The organism is Serratia sp. CY74737, from assembly GCF_052166775.1.
In the GTDB taxonomy this organism is placed as follows: Bacteria; Pseudomonadota; Gammaproteobacteria; order Enterobacterales; family Enterobacteriaceae; genus Serratia; species Serratia ureilytica.
The window spans coordinates 91,916-109,227 of the sequence record NZ_JBJNOF010000005.1; the positions used below are offsets into that span (position 1 = coordinate 91,916).

Genomic DNA, 17,312 nt, shown 5'->3' on the forward strand with positions numbered 1-17,312 from the left:
ACTGATTTGGTGCGCGTCGCGTCGAAAAAGTGCAGAAAGGGGGCGTAGCCTGGCGGAGTTGCCTGCTTGTGGTGCGTTGGGAAAAATAAGGGCCGCGATCGCGGCCCGTGGGATCAGGCGGGTTGGCTCTCGTCGCGCACCGCTTCAGCCAACTGCTCGCCCGCCAGCTGCAGCTGATACATCTGGTAGTAGCGCCCCTGCTGCGCCAGCAGCTGTTGATGGTTGCCCTGCTCCACCGCCTGGCCGCGATGCAGCACCAGAATGGAATCGGCATCGACGATCGTCGAGAGGCGGTGAGCGATCACCACCAGCGTGGTGTGCTCGCGGATCACGCGCAGCGCCCGCTGGATAGCCTGCTCGGTGCCCGAGTCGATGTTGGCGGTCGCCTCGTCGAGGATCAGGATCTGCGGCGCCTGCACCAATACCCGCGCCATCGCCAGCAGCTGTTTCTGCCCGACCGACAGGTTATTGCCCTGCTCCCCCAGCCGGGTATGGATACCCTGTGGGAAGCCGCGCACCAGACTCGCCAGCTGCACCGTTTCCAGCGCCCGCCAGACGGCTTCTTCATCGATGTTGCGCCCCAGCGTCACGTTGGCCAGCACCGAATCGGCGATCACCACCGGATCCTGTTGCACCATCGCCACGCCCTGGCGCAGCGTGCGGTGCGACAGGCTGGAGAGCGGACGGCCGTCGAGACGCACTTCCCCTTCGCTGACCGGGTAATAGCCCATCAGCAGGTTAGCCAGCGTGCTCTTGCCGCTGCCGGTGTGGCCGACCAGCGCCACGAAGCCGCGTGAGGGCACCGCCAGCGAAATATGCTGCAGCACCTTTTTATCCGCACGGTAGGCGAAGCTCAGATCGGTGATGTCGATGCTGCCGCTGGCCAACGGACGATCGTCTGCGCCGTAGCTTTGCTGGCTGCGATCCATCAGTTCGAAAATACGTTCGCCGGCCACCACCGCCTGCTGCAGGATCGACTGTTGTGACGTCAACTCGATCAGCGGTTCGTTCAAACGCCCCAGGTAGTTGATGAAGGCATAGAGCACGCCGACGCCAATCACGCCTTCGCCGCTGAAGCCGAACAACATCAGCAAACCGCACAGCACCAGCGCCGAAAATAGACTGAGCAGCGGCCGCAGCAGAAAACCGTCGAGCCGCAGCGTCTGCATGCGCGCGAGATAGTGCGACTGGCTGGCGGCGCTCATGCGTTCGCCGAAGCGCACCTGCTGGCGGAATTGCTGGATCACACCCATGCCGTTGATCACTTCGTTGAAACCGTCGTTGATGTCCGCCAGATAACTGCGCACCCGGCGCACAATCGGCGTGCTGTAATATTGATAGATGCCCATCACCACGAACACCGCCGGGAAGATGCAGATAGCCACTAACGCCATGCGCCAGTCGAGGCTGAACATCGCCACCAGCATAGCGCCGATCAGCGCGGCGCTTTTCAGCACCGTGGATACCACCATCACGTACAGGTCCTTGATCACTTCGGTGTCGTTGGTGACGCGCGAGATCAATTGCCCGACCGGTTGCGTGTCGAAGGCGCTGAGCGGCTGGCGCAGCGCGGCGTCCATCACGTCGGTACGCAGCCGCTGCACCACGCCTACCGCCGCCTGGTTGAACAACAGCGCCTGGAAGTAGTGCAGCGCCGCCGCCAGCAGCTCCAGCAGAATGTAGGCCGCCGCCAGCCCGCCGACAATCATCAGCGGCAGTTGCCCTTTGGCGACGTAATTATCGATAAAATAGCTGACCAGGATCGGCCCGGCGACTTCCGCCGCCGCCGCCACCCACAGCATCAGCACCGCCATCCCCAGCGGTTTGCGGTACGGCGAGCCGTAGGCCAGTAGCCGCTTCAACGTCGGCCACAGCTTTTGCACTTTATTCATCGGCCAACGCCTCCTCGCCGTTTTCCGGCGCTTCGTCCAGCGCCGCTTCCAGCTGCTGATAACGGTACATATCGCGATACCAGCCCGGCTGCGCTGCCAGCGCCGCCGGATCGCCGCGCTGCGCCACGCCGCCGTGCTGCATCACCAGGATTTCGCTGGCCTCGGTCAATGCCGACAGCCGGTGCGCGCTGATGATCACCGTGCGATCTTGCCCCCAGCTGCGCAGGTTGTGCAGGATCTGGTGCTCGGTACGGCCGTCCACCGCCGACAACGCATCGTCGAGGATCAGGATCTCCGCATCCAGCAGCAACGCACGCGCGATGGAGATGCGCTGTTTCTGGCCGCCCGACAGCATCACGCCGCGTTCGCCCACTTCGGTGTCATAGCCCTGCGGCAGCCGCAGAATGTCCTCATGGACGCTGGCCAGCCGTGCCGCCTGTTCAATCTGCGCCTGCGTCGCCCCCGGCTGGCCCAGCGCGATGTTGTTCGCCACGGTATCGGAGAACAGGAACGGCGTCTGGCTCACCACCGACAGCCGCGAACGCCAGTCGTCAAGCCTGACCTGCGGAAGCGGCAGGCCGTGATAGCGGATCTGCCCTTGGTCGACGTCGAACTGCCGCTGGATCAGCGACAGTAATGTCGACTTACCGGCCCCGGTCGGCCCGCACAGCCCCAGCATCTGCCCCGGCTTCAACGTCAGCGCCACGTCATGCAGCGCCGGGTGCGGGTTTTCCGGGTAGTGGAACGCGCGGATATCCACCTCCAGCACGCCGCGCCCGGCCGGCAACGCCTGCGGGCCATCCTGCACCGCCGGCGCCTCGTCGAGCAGGCTGCGGATACGGCTGTAGGCCGCGCTGCCGCGCTCGACGATGTTGAACATCCAGGCCAGCGCCAACATCGGCCAGATCATCAGGCCGAGGTACATCACAAAGCTGGTCAGTTGCCCGAGCGTCAGCGAACCGTTCACCACCATCCAGCTGCCGCCGCCGATGGCCAGCAGGTTAGAGGCGCCGATGGCGATATAAATGGTCGGATCGAAGCGCGCATCCACCCGCGCCACGTGCATGTTCTTGGCGCCGGTCTGCGCCGCGACGTCGGCGAAGCGGTTGGATTGGTGATCCTCCAACCCGAAGGCCTTGATCATGCGGATGCTGGTCATGCTTTCCTGCGCCTGATCGTTCAGGCTGGAAAACGCCGCCTGCGCCGATTTAAAGCGCTGGTGCAGCTGATCGCCGTAATATTTGATGGCGATCGCCATCAGCGGCATCGGGATTAACGCCAACACCGTCAGCTGCCAGCTGATTTGGGTGCTCATCACCACCAGCACCACCAACCCCATCACCAGCGAATCCACCAGCGTCAGCACGCCTTCACCGGCGGCAAACACCACACGATCCACGTCGTTGGTGGCGCGCGCCATCAGATCGCCGGTGCGGTGGCGCAGGTAGAACGCCGGGTTCTGCCGACTGAGCTGACGGTAAAAGTTTTCGCGCAGCTCGACCGCCAGCTGGTAGGAAGCGCCGAACAGCAGCACCCGCCACACATAGCGCAGCAGGTAAACGACGATCGCGGTGCCGATCATCAGCCCGAGCCAGGCCAACAGCACGCCGGTGGACATCTGTTTTTCGGTGACACCGTCCACGATGATGCCGACCAGTTTAGGCGGCAGCAGTTGCAGGATGGCGATGACGATCAGCAGCACCACCGCGCCCAGGTAGCGGCGCCACTCCCGGCGGAAGTACCAGCCGATTTGTGCAAATAATCTCACGCAGTTTGATTCCAGGGTTTTATGAGGTTTGTCTCTTTTTCCGCTTCAACGGAGCAGGATACCACCGTTGAGCCGCCCGTCCGGTGAACTTTTCACTCCGGCACCGGCAGCGCGGTGGTGTATTTGATTTTTTCCATGGCAAAGCTCGAGGTGACGTCGATAAGGCCCGGCACGCCGTTCACCAGGCGCTTGTAAAAACCGTCGTAGCTTTTCATGTCCGCCACTTCGACCTGCATCAGGTAGTCGTACTCTCCCGCCATACGGTAGAACGCCAGCACCTCGGGCATCTGACTGGTCAGCTGCACAAACGCCTGATACCACTCGCTGCTGTGCTGTTGGGTCTTGATCAGTACGAACGCCGTCAGCCCCAGGCCAAGCTTTTCGTTATCCAACAAGGCCACCCGGCCGCGGATATAGCCTTCGTCTTCCAGACGCTTCAGGCGCTTCCAGCACGGCGTAGAGGTCAAATTAACCGCATCGGCCAGCGCCTGCAGCGACTGGGTGCAATCTTGCTGCAGCATGCACAGCAGCTTACGGTCTGTTTTATCTAACATAGCGGCCACCTGGAGAAAAATTTTCTCCCATTAGGCGATTAAACAGGGAAAATGGCAATCCTTTTTTCCTGCCGACAGGCTATGCTACGCCATAAATCAGCCCCCTATTCTGAGGCCAAATCATGACAAACTCTTGGGTAAAATATGCTATCGGTGAAATAGAAGCGGATTTTCAACGCTCCGCCGATACGCACCTGATTCGCCTGAACCTGCCGGCGTTTCCCGGCATCTGCCTGTACCTGAAAGATGAGAGCACCCACCCGACCGGCAGCCTGAAACACCGCCTGGCGCGCTCGCTGTTCCTTTACGGCCTGTGCAACGGCTGGATCACCGAGAACACCACCATCATCGAGGCCTCTTCCGGCAGCACGGCGGTGTCCGAAGCCTACTTCGCGCGGCTGATCGGTCTGCCGTTCATCGCGGTGATGCCGTCCTGCACCGCACGCCGCAAGGTAGAACAGATCGCCTTTTACGGCGGCCGCTGTCACTTCGTCGATCACGCCGCCCAGATCTACGCCGCTTCCGAACAGCTGGCGAAAGAGCTGAACGGCCACTATATGGATCAGTTCACCTACGCCGAGCGCGCCACTGACTGGCGCGGCAACAACAATATCGCCGACAGCATCTTCCGCCAGATGGCGCGCGAACCTTTCCCGGTGCCGAAACACATCGTGATGAGCGCCGGCACCGGCGGCACCTCCGCCACGCTGGGGCGCTATATCCGTTATCAGGGGCACGACACCCGGTTGACGGTGGTCGATCCGGAAAACTCGGTGTTCTATGACTGCTTCCACCACGGCGATCGCACCCTGATCGGCAGCTGCGGCAGCCGTATCGAAGGCATCGGCCGCCCACGCGCCGAGCCGTCGTTCATCCCTGCGGTGGTCGATAACATGTTGCGGGTGCCGGACGCCGCCAGCGTCGCCACCATTCACTGGCTGGAGACCGTGCTTGGCCGCAAGGTCGGCGCCTCCACCGGCACCAACGTCTGGGGCGCGCTGCAATTGGCGAAGCAGATGCGGGAAAACGGCGAGCAAGGGGCGATCGTTACCCTGCTGTGCGACAGCGGCGAGCGCTACCTCGATACCTATTACAACCCGGAGTGGGTCAGCAACAACATTGGCGATCTGCAACCGTATCTGGCGCAGCTGGCGGATTTGTAACGCCGGGCGCAACGTAAAAAAAAGCCGGGTAGTCATACCCGGCCGGCTGTAAGGAGAACCTCATTATTCGGGGGAATAGGTGAGGCAAGGTGAACGCAGCCAATGTTGTAAATAATGAGCCACCGCCTGTTGTTGGCAGTGGCCGATAACCGGCAGCTGTGGCAGCAGGGATTTCAGCTGCGGCAGGGCGTTCCCCATCACCACGCCGTGTCCCACCGCGCCCAGCATCTCTTTGTCGTTCATCGCATCGCCGAACGCCATGCAGTCGGCCATCGTCAATCCCAGGTGACGGCTCAGCCGGTCCAGCGCCGCGCCCTTGTTGCAACCGAGCGGCAGCACCTCCAGGCAATCGTAAGCGGAGAAACACAGATCGGCCTCGCCGCCCAGCTGCGCCCGCAGCTGCACCTGCAATTCCAGCAACGCCTCATGCGGTGCAACAAAGCACACCTTGCTGTTGCCGAACGCCGGTAAGCGGCGCACGTCAGCCAGTTGGAAGCGAAAGCCGCTCAGGTGGTGCGCCTGCAGCATCTCTTCCGGCGCGGGGAACTCGGTCAGCCACCCTTCGTCGCGGAACACGTGCATGCTGGCGCGGGTGCGCCAATGATGATGCAGCACCTCTTCGGCGATCTCCGCCGGCAGATCGGTGGCGTGCAGCTGTTGGCCGCGGTTGTCATACACCCGCGTGCCGTTGCCGGTGATCAGATAACCCTGCAGCCCCAGCTGCGCCATGATCGGTTGCGCATCAAGGTAGTGCCGCCCGGTGGCGAACGTCACCACCATCTCCCGTTCCACCAGCTGGTTCAGCACCGCCAGCGTTTCCGGGCCAACCCGGTGATCCGGCATCAACAGCGTGCCGTCCATATCGAAAGCCGCCAGGCGATACATAAAGACCTCATGAATGTGAACGCGATTACAATCAGTGCAGTATGGGATGGTATTTGCGGAAGTAATAGTGAACAATTTGGGAAAACTGTTCCGGATTTCTGCTCATGCGCCTGGTTCACCGTCTCAGCCAATACCAACGCCTGTATCAACAGCTCGGCAACGCGCCGGTCGCCGTGACCATCGGCGAGCTGGCGGCAATGTTCTACTGCAGCGAACGCCATGCCCGCACGCTGGTGCAGCAGTTGCAGGATCAGGGCTGGCTGAGCTGGCATTCGCAGCCCGGCCGCGGCAAACGCGCCAGCCTGCACTGCCTGAAAACACCGGATGAGCTGCGCGCGCAGCTGTTGCAGCAGCTGTTGCAACAGGGCAATCATCAGGGGGCGCTGGAGATGGCGCAGCTCGATCCGCAGCACCTGCAGGATCTGCTCAGCCCGCACCTCGGCGGGCAATGGCAGGCCGGCAGCCCGACGCTGCGCATTCCCTATTACCGCACGCTGGAGGCGCTCGATCCGCTCACGCTGACCGGCCGCGCCGAGCAACATCTGGTGTCGACCCTGCACGCCGGGCTGACGCGCCTGATGACCGGTAACCCGGAGCCGCAGCCCGATCTGGCGCACCACTGGCAGATAAGCGATGGCGGCCTGCGCTGGCGTTTCTTTTTGCGTAGCCAGCTGCGCTGGCACAGCGGCGAACCGTTGACCGGCCAGCAACTGCTGCAAACGCTGGAAAAACTGCTGGGCCATCCGCGCAGCCAACCCAGCCTGAGCAGCGTCGCGAACGTCAGCCTGCCGCATCCGCTGTGCATTCAGTTCGACCTGCACCTACCGGACTATTGGCTGGCACACCGGCTGGCGGAGCTGCCTTGTCTGATGACGCACCCCGAACTGCCGGCCATCGGCGCCGGCCCATTTAAACTGGCGTTGAATGAACCGCAGTTGGTGAGGCTGGAACAGCATGCCGATTACCATCTGCAGCATCCGTATCTGGACACCATCGAATACTGGATCACGCCCGATCTGCCCATCACCGGCGCCGACGCCAGCTGCCGGCATCCGGTGCGCATCACCATCGGTCAGCAAGACGATTTGGCGCAGGCCCGGCCGGTGCAGCGCAGCATGAGCCTGGGCTGGTGTTATCTGGCGCTGAACCTGCGCCACGGCGTGCTGAGCGAAGCCCAGGGGCAAAAGCTGCTGATGCTGATCCAGCAGTCCGGCCTGCTCAGCCATCTGCCGATCCCCAACAGCGTGATCACCCCCAGCCATGAAATGCTGCCCGGCTGGCGCATCCCCAGCCAACGGATTGAAGAAGATGTCCCGCTGCCCGCTCGGCTAACATTGCTGTATCGGCCGCCGGTCGAGCTGGAAACGGTGACGGTCGCGCTACAGCGGCTGCTCGCGCAGCACGGCTGCGAGCTGGAAGTGCGCTACTACGCCGGCAAGCGCTGGCAAAGCGAGGAACAGATCGCCCAGGCCGACCTGCTGCTGGCGGACAACCTGATCGGCGAGGCGCCGGATGCGACGCTGGAGAGCTGGCTGCGGCAGGATCCGCTGTGGCGCGGCATCCTGACGGCAAGCCGCTGGCAGCAGCAACAGGAGACGCTGCGGGAGATCCAGCAGCTGCAGGCGCAGCCACTGCGCTTCGAACGGCTGCAGGCCTATTATCAACAGCTGATGGCCGCCGCCATCATCACGCCGCTGTTCCACTACCAGTATCAGATCAGCGCGCCGCCGCGCATGCATGGCGTGACGCTGACCGCCCATGGCTGGTTCGATTTTTGCCAGGCGTGGCTGCCGCCGCCGGTGGATGACGCACCGACCGGAGCCGAACCGCCCTGCGCCTGACGGCCCTTTCTGCTACTATTGTCGCCGCAACGCAATTTTTATCCTGCCGCCCGAATGTGTATCGGGAATGGCCAAAGCCCAAAAAGGTGATTTTATGAAGCGCGCGGTTGTCGTTTTCAGCGGTGGACAAGACTCCACGACCTGCTTGATCCAGGCATTGCAACAGTATGACGAAGTTCACTGCGTCACGTTCGATTACGGCCAGCGCCATCGCGCCGAAATTGAAGTGGCTCAGGAGCTGTCGGAGGCCCTCGGCGCCAAGGCGCACAAGGTGCTGGACGTGACGTTGCTCAATGAGCTGGCCATCAGCAGCCTGACTCGCGACAATATTCCGGTTCCCGCCTACGATCCCAATCAGAAAAACGCGCTGCCGAGCACCTTCGTGCCGGGCCGCAACATCCTGTTCCTGACGCTGGCGGCGATCTACGCCTACCAGGTGGAAGCGGAGGCGGTGATCACCGGCGTGTGTGAAACCGACTTCTCCGGCTACCCGGATTGCCGCAACGAGTTCGTCAAAGCGCTGAACCAGGCGGTGGTGTTGGGCATCGCCCGCGATATCCGCTTCGAAACGCCGTTGATGTGGCTGAACAAGGCCGAAACCTGGGCGCTGGCGGACTATTACCAGCAGTTGGATCGGGTGCGTCAGGATACGCTGACCTGCTACAACGGCATCAAGGGTGACGGCTGCGGCGAATGCGCCGCCTGCAACCTGCGCGCCAATGGCCTGACGCAATATCGCGCCAACCAGGCGGAAGTGATGGCGGCGTTGAAACAGAAGGCCGGTCTGGCCTGAGGCAGCGACGGCGGCAGCCTCCGCCGCCGGTGAGCTGACTGCGAATGTTATTTGGGCGTGAGCGCTTCCAGGTGCTCGCGCAATTCCCCTTCAATCGGCAGCGCGCGCTGCGTTTTCAGATCGACGCACACGAAAGTCAGCAGCGCGTCGGCCACCGGCGTCCCCGCCGGATCCTGCGTCACCTTCTGGCTCAGCACCCCGCTTTTGCCGTTGAGCTGCACCATCTGGCTGTCGATGCGCAGTTTATCCCCCAATACCGCCGGGCTGCGGTAATTGATATTGATGTTCACCACGATGAAAGCGATGTTGTTTTCCGTCATCCAGCGGAACCCTGCCTCGTTTTCCAGCCACTCCCAGCGCGCCTCCTCCAGAAACTCCAGATAGCGGGCATTGTTAACGTGCTGGTAGACATCAAGGTGATAACCGCGAACTTTGATAAAGGTTTGCATAGGGAACGATCGCTCCTGCCTGGTGATTACAGAAAGAGGGAGCCGCGTGGGCTCCCTCGCCCGTTTGGTCAACGCGCCAAACTGGTAAGACCTGTAAAATGTAGCAGAGTCGCCATTGCCTCAGCGGCATTTTGCCGCGCAGCCGCGACCGGGATCACATTTTCAGCCGAGTGCGGTTCTTCTCGAACAGCGCCGGTCCGATGCCCGGCACCTCCTGCAGTTGCTCAACCTGGGTGAATGGCCCGTTCTGTTCGCGATAGCGCACAATGCCTTCCGCCTTCTTCAGACCGACACCGCTCAAAGCCGCTGCGAGCTGTTCGGCGGTGGCCTGATTGATGCTGACCGCCGTCTCTTCGGCCGCCTTGGTCATCGCCTGTTGCCCGCCATTGCTCGTCGGGGTTGAGAGCATCGGCGCCCGCGCATCGGCTTTATCCGCCGCGGCGGCCGGCACCGCCAGGCATAACAACAGCGCGGCCAGCGCGGCTTTAACGTGATGACGGTAACCTGATAACGTTTTTTTCTCTGTATGTTGCATGCTGTATCCTCCTTGTGTGTGACAGCACGGCTACCTTGCCGCGGCGGCAGATATTCAGCAATCGGCGGATATCAGATGTGGAAAAGGCCGCGAAAGCGGCCTTTGTTTGTTGCACTGCGTTGCAGAAAAATGCGGCGATTACTGCGGCTGTTGCTCAGCGGCGCCCATTTTAATTTTGGCTTCTTTACGCAGGCTCGCCAGCAGCGAATCGAAGGAAACGCCGGTCGCGCCCTCTTCCATCTTGCCGACGAAGGTTTTCATTTCGTCTTCCGGCAGCGTGCCTGGCTTCACCGCATCGAGTGCGATCAGCACCACGTTGTCCTGGCGATCCTGCGACATGCCGTACACCGGTTTGCCGTCCTGCGGGTGCGGCAGCGCGAACACGCTCTCCACCAGCTGGCTGTCTTCCGGCGCGCGCGCCATCTTCTGTACGGCGCCAAAGCTCAGGCCGGCGGCTTTCATCGCCTCGTCGCCCTTGCCCTGCTTCAGCTCAACCAGCAGCTTCTCGCCCTGCAGTTTCGCTTCCTGCACCGCCTTGTTGCGCTTCACCAGATCCGCCACGCGGTCTTTTACCTGGTCGAACGGCTCGATGCCTTCCGGCTTGTGACCGCTCACGCGCACCACGAAGGCGCGGTCGCCGTCTACGGTGATCACGTCGGAGTTACTGCCCGGCGCGCCGTTCTCGCCGATCAGCGAACCGTCGAAGATCGCCTGCACCACCGGCTTGAAGTTCAGCGCTGCAGGGATGTTGTCACGGGTGAACCAGTCGGTTTGCGCCGCTTTCACGCCCGCCGCTTCTTCAGCCGAGGCCAGGGATTCGTTGTCGCTGGTCGCCGCTTCGCTCACCTTCTGCTGCAGCGCGTAATACGCATCTACCGCTTTCTCCTGCTTCACCTGCTTGGCGATAGCGTCATGCACTTCGCTCAGCGGCTTCAGTTTCTCTGGTTCGATGTCGTTCAAACGCACGATCAGGTAGCCGACGGAAGATTTCACCACGCCGGACAGCTGCCCTTTTTCAGTCAGGTTAGCCTGCTTCAGCTCGTCGGCGGTGGTTTCCGGCTCCAGCCAACCCAGTTCACCGCCGGTACGGCGTGAGATGATGTCGGTGGATTTTTCTTTCGCCAGCGTGGCGAAATCGGCGCCCTTCTTCAGCTCGTCCAGCGCCGCATTGGCTTCCGCCTCGGTTTTCAGCTGGATCACGCTGTAGTTTTTACGCTCCGGCTGGCCGTAGCTGCTCTTGTGCTGGTCGTAGTAAGCGCTGATGTCCTCTTCGCTCACTTTCACCTTGTCCTGCATGGACGCGGCGTCCAGCGGGATATAGCTCACCTTCACCTGCTCCGGGGCGATGAAGCTGTTCTTGTTCTGATCGTAATACGCCTTCAATTCGTCGTCGCCGGCGCTCTGTTTCGCCTGCAGCGCCTTCAGATCGATAGTCGCCAGACGCACGTCGCGCTCCTGCAGCACCAACGCCGCCATGGCTTGCGATTCGGACGGCAGCACGAAGCCGGATTCGCCGAAGGCCTGGATCAGCTGCTGATTGACCAGCTGCTGACGCATCGACTGCGCGAAGTTGTCGGCGGTGTAGCCCATACGGCCGATCAGGTCGAGGTACTTGGCGTTATCGAACTGGCCGTTGGTTTGGAAATAAGGCGCCTTGCGGATGGCGTCCTTGATCTGATCGTCGCTGACCGCCAGGCCCAGCTTCTTGGCGTATTGGTCGAGCAGCATGTTGTCGATCAACTGGGACAACACCTGACGGCGCATCTGCTGCATGTAGCCTTCGTTGCCGGCCAGCGCAGAGAACTGGTCACCCAGCTGCTGCTGCATGCGGCTACGCTCGCTTTGGAAAGCCTGTTCCAGCTGAGCGCGTTCGATCGTCTGACCATTTACTTTCGCAGCATAATCGCCGGAGCCGCCGATCAGGTAGTTACCCACCCCGGTCAGGACGAATGACAGGATGATCAGGGCCAGGATGATTTTGAGCACGACGTGATTGGCAGCCGCGCGTAAATTGTCCATCATAGTGTGACAACACTCCGCTGTGATGTGGATTAACAACCCTTGTGCAGGCGCGTTCCCTGCGACAAAAATAAAAAAAGCGCATCAGTCCGATGCGCCTTGTATCTTACCTTACCAGCACCGCTGCGTCAGGTGATTGTTTATTACAAAACCCTGTTACGCTAAACGGTTAGACGCCAAATCAGTTTACAGCGTCTTTCAGCGCTTTCCCTGCACGGAAGGCCGGCACTTTGGCTGCCGCGATCTTGATTTCTTTACCGGTTTGCGGGTTACGGCCGGTACGAGCCGAACGTTCACGCACGGTGAAGGAACCGAAACCAACCAGAGCCACGTCATCCCCAGCTTTCAGAGAGTCGGTAACGGAAGCGATTACTGCGTCTAAAGCACGTCCAGCTGCCGCTTTGGAAATATCAGCACCTGCGGCAATCTTGTCGATCAGTTGTGACTTATTCACTCTATCATCCCCTCTAGAATTCTATCGTCGCACCGAAAAATCCCTACGGTTGCGACAGCGCAGCTGTTATATCAATCCCATCGAACCTTGGCAAGCCACCGACTGCGTGGCAAAACGTGGGCCGACAGAGATCTAACTTAGCGGTACAAAAAAATACTGGCAAGTCCGAAATGGCTTGCCAGTATAAGTTTTATCAATGGTTTTTGCGATTCGTCACTATTTTGCCGCTACCGGCAGTGCGCCGAAGGCCGGGTTTTGCAACGCAATGTTCAAAACTTCATCGATTCGCTGCACCGGATGAATCTCCAGATCGGCGATTACATTGTCCGGGATCTCTTCCAGATCGCGCTTGTTCTCGTAAGGGATCAGCACGGTTTTGATGCCGCCGCGATGCGCCGCCAACAGTTTCTCTTTCAGGCCGCCGATCGGCAATACCTGGCCGCGCAGCGTGATCTCGCCGGTCATCGCCACATCGGCGCGTACCGGGTTGCCGGTCAGGCAGGAGACCAGCGCGGTGCACATCGCGATACCGGCGCTCGGGCCGTCTTTCGGCGTCGCCCCTTCCGGCACATGCACGTGGATGTCGCGCTTCTCGTAGAAATCGGCGTTGATGCCCAATTTCTCCGCGCGCGCGCGCACCACGGTCAGCGCTGCCTGAATCGATTCCTGCATCACTTCACCCAGGGAACCGGTGTAGGTCAGCTTGCCTTTGCCCGGCACGCAGGCGGTTTCGATGGTCAGCAGATCGCCGCCCACTTCCGTCCACGCCAGCCCGGTGACTTCGCCCACGCGGTTTTCGGTATCCGCACGGCCGTAATCGACGCGCTGCACGCCCAGGTAGTCCTTCAGGTTGTCGCCGTTGATCTCAATGTGCTTGCGCTTCTTGTCCATCAGCAGCGTTTTCACCGCTTTACGGCACAGTTTGGAGATTTCACGCTCCAGGCTGCGCACCCCGGCTTCGCGGGTGTAGAAGCGAATGATGCCGATGATGGCGCTGTCGTCGACCGTCAGCTCGCCTTTTTTCAGCGCGTTGCGCTCAAGCTGCTTCGGCAGCAGGTGCTGTTTGGCGATGTTGAGCTTTTCGTCCTCGGTATAACCCGACAGACGGATCACTTCCATACGGTCCAGCAGCGGCGCAGGGATGTTCATCGAGTTGGAGGTGGCGACGAACATCACGTCGGACAGATCGTAATCCACTTCCAGGTAGTGGTCGTTGAACGCCACGTTCTGTTCCGGATCCAGCACCTCCAGCAGAGCGGAAGCCGGATCGCCGCGCATGTCGGAAGACATCTTGTCGATCTCATCCAGCAGGAACAGCGGGTTCTTCACCCCAACCTTGGCCATTTTCTGGATCAGTTTGCCCGGCATCGATCCGATGTAGGTACGGCGGTGACCGCGGATTTCCGCTTCGTCACGCACGCCGCCCAACGCCATGCGCACGTACTGGCGCCCGGTCGCTTTGGCGATCGACTGCCCCAGCGAGGTTTTACCCACGCCCGGCGGCCCAACCAGACACAGGATCGGCCCTTTGATTTTGCTGACGCGGCTCTGCACCGCGAGGTACTCGAGGATGCGATCCTTGACGCGCTCCAGGCCGTAGTGATCGGTATCGAGCACTTCCTGCGCCTTGACCAGGTCTTTTTTCACCTTGCTGCGCGCGTTCCACGGCACCTGCAGCATCCAGTCGATGTAGCCGCGTACCACGGTCGCTTCCGCCGACATCGGCGACATCATCTTCAGCTTTTGCAGTTCCGCTTCGGTTTTCTCGCGCGCCTCTTTCGGCATTTTCGCCGCATCGATCTTACGCTTCAGCGCTTCGTGCTCGTCCGGCGCGTCGTCCATCTCGCCCAGTTCTTTCTGAATCGCCTTCATCTGCTCATTCAGATAGTACTCGCGCTGGCTCTTCTCCATCTGCTTCTTGACGCGGTTGCGGATGCGTTTCTCAACCTGCAGCAGGTCGATCTCCGACTCCATCATCGCCATCAGGTATTCCAGACGCTCGGTGATGTCGGACATCTCGAGCACCGACTGTTTGTCGCTGAGTTTCAGCGGCATGTGGGCGGCGATGGTGTCCGCCAGGCGCGCGGCGTCGTCGATGCTGTTCAGTGATGTCAGCACCTCCGGCGGGATTTTTTTGTTCAGTTTGATATAGCCTTCAAACTGATTGATCGCGGTGCGCACCAGCACTTCTTGCTCGCGCTCGTCGATAGCCGGCGATTCAAGGTATTCCGCCTGCGCGGCAAAATGCTCACCGCTGTCGGACAGCGTAGTGATGCGTGCGCGCTGCAGCCCCTCGACCAGCACTTTTACCGTGCCGTCCGGCAGCTTCAGCATCTGCAGGATCGACGCTACGGTGCCAACCGAGAACAAGTCGTTAATGCCAGGTTCATCCGTTGAGGCCTCTTTCTGTGCCACCAGCATGATCTTCTTATCGTGATCCATTGCGGCTTCGAGGCACCGAATCGATTTTTCCCGGCCAACAAATAACGGGATCACCATGTGCGGATAAACCACCACGTCGCGCAATGGCAAAACGGGGATTTCAATGCGTTCGGAACGCTCAGGGTTCATAGAGCTCTCTCTTAGTTTAATTTCCGCCAGGTTGAGGGGGAATCTCATGAGACGCAAGCATCTAACGTTTCATAAAATCTGGTTAATGAGTATATGGGGATGAATCTCTTACATTCAACGGCAAGAATGCAGGAAAAAGAAATGGGGGATGAAATCCCCCATTTTGCTGATAACGCGCTGGTTTAACTGGCTAATTATTCGCCAGACGCCTGGGCTTCCGGCTTGCCGTAAATCAGCAGCGGTTTGGATTGACCGGCGATCACCGACTCGTCGATCACCACTTTATCCACGCTGTCCATCGACGGCAGATCGTACATGGTATCGAGCAGCGCGCCTTCCACGATGGAACGCAGGCCGCGGGCGCCGGTTTTGCGCGCCATGGCTTTCTTGGCGATGGCGTTCAGCGCTTCGTCACGGAACTCCAGCTCCACGCCTTCCAGGTTGAACAGCGCCTGATACTGCTTGGTCAGAGCGTTCTTCGGCTCTTTCAGGATCTGAATCAGCGCGTCTTCGCTCAGCTCGCTCAGGGTCGCCACCACCGGCAGACGGCCGATGAACTCAGGGATCAGACCGAACTTGATCAGGTCTTCCGGTTCGGCCTGCAGCAACAGTTCGCCTTCAGTGGCCTTCTCGGACTCGCCCTTGACGGTCGCGCCGAAGCCGATGCCGGAGCCGGTGTTGACGCGCTGACCGATCACCTTATCCAGGCCGGCAAATGCGCCGCCGCAGATAAACAGGATCTTGGAGGTATCTACCTGCAGGAACTCCTGCTGCGGATGCTTGCGCCCGCCCTGCGGCGGAACCGCGGCGATAGTGCCTTCAATCAGCTTCAGCAGCGCCTGCTGCACGCCTTCACCCGAAACGTCACGCGTGATAGACGGGTTGTCGGACTTGCGGGAAATCTTATCGATTTCATCGATATAAACGATGCCGCGCTGCGCTTTCTGCACGTCATAGTCACATTTTTGCAACAGCTTCTGGATAATATTTTCCACGTCCTCGCCCACGTAACCGGCTTCGGTCAGCGTGGTGGCGTCAGCCATGGTGAACGGCACGTCCAGGAAGCGCGCCAGCGTTTCCGCCAGCAGAGTCTTGCCGCTGCCGGTCGGGCCAATCAGCAAGATGTTGCTCTTGCCCAACTCGATACCGTTGCTGGTATCGCCGTTGCGCAGGCGTTTGTAGTGGTTGTACACCGCAACCGCCAGCACTTTCTTCGCCTGCTCCTGACCGATGACATAGTCATCCAGGTGGTGGCGGATTTCGTGCGGCGTCGGCAGCGCACTGCGCTCACGATGCGGGGCAACTTCTTTAATCTCTTCGCGAATAATGTCGTTACACAGATCGACACATTCATCGCAGATATACACTGACGGCCCGGCAATCAGCTTACGCACTTCATGCTGGCTTTTGCCGCAAAAAGAGCAGTACAGCAGCTTTCCTGAACCGTCTTTGCGCTTATCTGTCATCAGTCAAACCTCTTCTTTAGTCTTGTCCCGCAGGAAAATCACGGCGGCAGTGCGCCCAAACTCATATCGGGAACGCCGGGGGGCTACAACAGAGCGAGCCCCTGCCCACTCTGATTACTATAGTCCATCGGCGCCGCGTGGTTCTAGCTGCGGTGTGTCAGAATGCCGTCAACCAGGCCGTATTCCACGGCTTCTTCCGCGGTCATAAAGCGATCGCGCTCGGTATCGCGCTCGATCTGCTCCAGCGGCTGGCCGGTATGCTCGGCCATCAGTTCATTCATGCGCGCTTTCACCTTGAGGATTTCACGCGCGTGGATTTCGATGTCCGTCGCCTGGCCCTGGTAGCCGCCCAGCGGCTGGTGAATCATCACGCGCGAGTTCGGCAGGCAGAATCGTTTGCCTTTGGCGCCCGCGGTCAGCAGGAAGGAGCCCATCGAGCACGCCTGCCCCATACAGATGGTGCTGACGTCCGGCTTGATGAACTTCATGGTGTCGTAAATCGACATGCCCGCGGTGATCACCCCGCCCGGCGAGTTGATGTAGAGGAAAATGTCTTTTTCCGGGCTTTCCGCTTCGAGGAACAGCATTTGCGCCACGATCAGGTTGGCCATGTGATCTTCCACCTGGCCGGTCAGGAAAATGATGCGCTCTTTCAGCAGGCGGGAATAGATGTCGTAAGAACGCTCCCCGCGTGAAGTCTGCTCTACCACCATCGGCACCAGCGCCATGTTCGGTGCAAATTGATCTCGTTCGCCACTGTATGACATTACCGTCTCCTAATAGAAATTGCCTTGGCGGCCAGGGTGTCACCCTAATACGCCGATTCTACTTGAGAACGGCCATGATGACTATGCTCAAGCATTCGACCCGCGCCACACGTACCCGACGGTTATTTCATCCCGCGCACTTTGGCAAACAGCCC

Annotated in this window: 14 protein-coding genes; 3 read left to right on the forward strand and 11 right to left on the reverse strand. The window is 60.3% G+C overall.

What is annotated here, in order from left to right:
* Positions 1–113 precede the first annotated feature (113 nt).
* The 3 genes from smdB to ACJ8PE_RS08905 form a co-directional block, all read right to left on the reverse strand.
* On the reverse strand, positions 114–1,892 hold the full coding sequence (gene smdB, locus ACJ8PE_RS08895; protein WP_187048664.1) for a multidrug efflux ABC transporter permease/ATP-binding subunit SmdB: 1,779 nt from the start codon (positions 1,890–1,892) through the stop codon (positions 114–116).
* Positions 1,885–3,660 carry a multidrug efflux ABC transporter permease/ATP-binding subunit SmdA gene (gene smdA / locus ACJ8PE_RS08900; protein WP_033642081.1) on the reverse strand — a complete coding sequence of 592 codons (1,776 nt, stop codon included), beginning with the start codon at positions 3,658–3,660 and terminating at the stop codon, positions 1,885–1,887. The genes smdB and smdA overlap by 8 nt, the downstream gene beginning before the upstream one ends.
* A gap of 92 nt (positions 3,661–3,752) precedes the next feature.
* Positions 3,753–4,214, reverse strand: coding sequence for an Lrp/AsnC family transcriptional regulator (locus ACJ8PE_RS08905; RefSeq protein ID WP_004940330.1), 462 nt, complete (start codon positions 4,212–4,214; stop codon positions 3,753–3,755).
* 122 nt (positions 4,215–4,336) lie between these two features.
* On the opposite strand from ACJ8PE_RS08905, the gene ACJ8PE_RS08910 reads away from it, so the two are divergent.
* Positions 4,337–5,377, forward strand: a complete 1,041-nt coding sequence (locus ACJ8PE_RS08910) for a PLP-dependent cysteine synthase family protein (RefSeq protein ID WP_197762090.1) — start codon at positions 4,337–4,339, stop codon at positions 5,375–5,377.
* Between the two features lie 63 nt (positions 5,378–5,440).
* Here the strand turns inward: ACJ8PE_RS08910 and cof are convergent, their stop codons facing one another.
* Positions 5,441–6,262 (reverse strand): HMP-PP phosphatase, encoded by an 822-nt coding sequence (gene cof, locus ACJ8PE_RS08915; RefSeq protein ID WP_094142063.1) that lies wholly within the window; start codon positions 6,260–6,262, stop codon positions 5,441–5,443.
* Between the two features lie 104 nt (positions 6,263–6,366).
* On the opposite strand from cof, the gene ACJ8PE_RS08920 reads away from it, so the two are divergent.
* The gene (locus tag ACJ8PE_RS08920; RefSeq protein ID WP_442536745.1) at positions 6,367–8,103 is read left to right on the forward strand and encodes an SgrR family transcriptional regulator; all 1,737 of its coding nucleotides are present in this window, start codon (positions 6,367–6,369) and stop codon (positions 8,101–8,103) included.
* Positions 8,104–8,197: 94 nt separating this feature from the next.
* Positions 8,198–8,896: a 7-cyano-7-deazaguanine synthase QueC gene (gene queC, locus ACJ8PE_RS08925; RefSeq protein WP_197762094.1), complete on the forward strand. Its 699-nt coding sequence runs from the start codon at positions 8,198–8,200 to the stop codon at positions 8,894–8,896.
* 47 nt (positions 8,897–8,943) lie between these two features.
* On the opposite strand, the gene ACJ8PE_RS08930 is transcribed toward queC, so the two are convergent.
* The 7 genes from ACJ8PE_RS08930 to clpP form a co-directional block, all read right to left on the reverse strand.
* Entirely contained in the window at positions 8,944–9,345 is a 402-nt protein-coding gene (locus ACJ8PE_RS08930; protein WP_033642075.1) for an acyl-CoA thioesterase, read from the reverse strand.
* 154 nt (positions 9,346–9,499) lie between these two features.
* Complete coding sequence (locus tag ACJ8PE_RS08935) at positions 9,500–9,880, reverse strand: ComEA family DNA-binding protein (RefSeq protein WP_197793430.1); 381 nt, start codon at positions 9,878–9,880, stop codon at positions 9,500–9,502.
* A gap of 138 nt (positions 9,881–10,018) precedes the next feature.
* The gene (ppiD, locus tag ACJ8PE_RS08940; protein WP_033642073.1) at positions 10,019–11,902 is read right to left on the reverse strand and encodes a peptidylprolyl isomerase; all 1,884 of its coding nucleotides are present in this window, start codon (positions 11,900–11,902) and stop codon (positions 10,019–10,021) included.
* A 178-nt stretch (positions 11,903–12,080) separates the two neighbouring features.
* On the reverse strand, positions 12,081–12,353 hold the full coding sequence (hupB, locus tag ACJ8PE_RS08945; protein ID WP_004940351.1) for a nucleoid-associated protein HU-beta: 273 nt from the start codon (positions 12,351–12,353) through the stop codon (positions 12,081–12,083).
* Positions 12,354–12,569: 216 nt separating this feature from the next.
* Entirely contained in the window at positions 12,570–14,924 is a 2,355-nt protein-coding gene (gene lon / locus ACJ8PE_RS08950; RefSeq protein ID WP_019454189.1) for an endopeptidase La, read from the reverse strand.
* Positions 14,925–15,118: 194 nt separating this feature from the next.
* Entirely contained in the window at positions 15,119–16,390 is a 1,272-nt protein-coding gene (gene clpX, locus ACJ8PE_RS08955; protein ID WP_004940354.1) for an ATP-dependent protease ATP-binding subunit ClpX, read from the reverse strand.
* Between the two features lie 143 nt (positions 16,391–16,533).
* Positions 16,534–17,157, reverse strand: coding sequence for an ATP-dependent Clp endopeptidase proteolytic subunit ClpP (gene clpP, locus ACJ8PE_RS08960; protein WP_016928858.1), 624 nt, complete (start codon positions 17,155–17,157; stop codon positions 16,534–16,536).
* Positions 17,158–17,312: the final 155 nt, after the last annotated feature.

Coding starts and splice junctions, on each gene's coding strand:
- smdB (WP_187048664.1), bottom strand. CDS start 1,892: ATGAATAAAGTGCAAAAGCTGTGGCCGACGTTGAAGCGGCTACTGGCC.
- ACJ8PE_RS08905 (WP_004940330.1), bottom strand. CDS start 4,214: ATGTTAGATAAAACAGACCGTAAGCTGCTGTGCATGCTGCAGCAAGAT.
- ACJ8PE_RS08910 (WP_197762090.1), top strand. CDS start 4,337: ATGACAAACTCTTGGGTAAAATATGCTATCGGTGAAATAGAAGCGGAT.
- cof (WP_094142063.1), bottom strand. CDS start 6,262: ATGTATCGCCTGGCGGCTTTCGATATGGACGGCACGCTGTTGATGCCG.
- ACJ8PE_RS08920 (WP_442536745.1), top strand. CDS start 6,367: ATGCGCCTGGTTCACCGTCTCAGCCAATACCAACGCCTGTATCAACAG.
- queC (WP_197762094.1), top strand. CDS start 8,198: ATGAAGCGCGCGGTTGTCGTTTTCAGCGGTGGACAAGACTCCACGACC.
- ACJ8PE_RS08930 (WP_033642075.1), bottom strand. CDS start 9,345: ATGCAAACCTTTATCAAAGTTCGCGGTTATCACCTTGATGTCTACCAG.
- ACJ8PE_RS08935 (WP_197793430.1), bottom strand. CDS start 9,880: ATGCAACATACAGAGAAAAAAACGTTATCAGGTTACCGTCATCACGTT.
- ppiD (WP_033642073.1), bottom strand. CDS start 11,902: ATGATGGACAATTTACGCGCGGCTGCCAATCACGTCGTGCTCAAAATC.
- lon (WP_019454189.1), bottom strand. CDS start 14,924: ATGAACCCTGAGCGTTCCGAACGCATTGAAATCCCCGTTTTGCCATTG.
- clpX (WP_004940354.1), bottom strand. CDS start 16,390: ATGACAGATAAGCGCAAAGACGGTTCAGGAAAGCTGCTGTACTGCTCT.
- clpP (WP_016928858.1), bottom strand. CDS start 17,157: ATGTCATACAGTGGCGAACGAGATCAATTTGCACCGAACATGGCGCTG.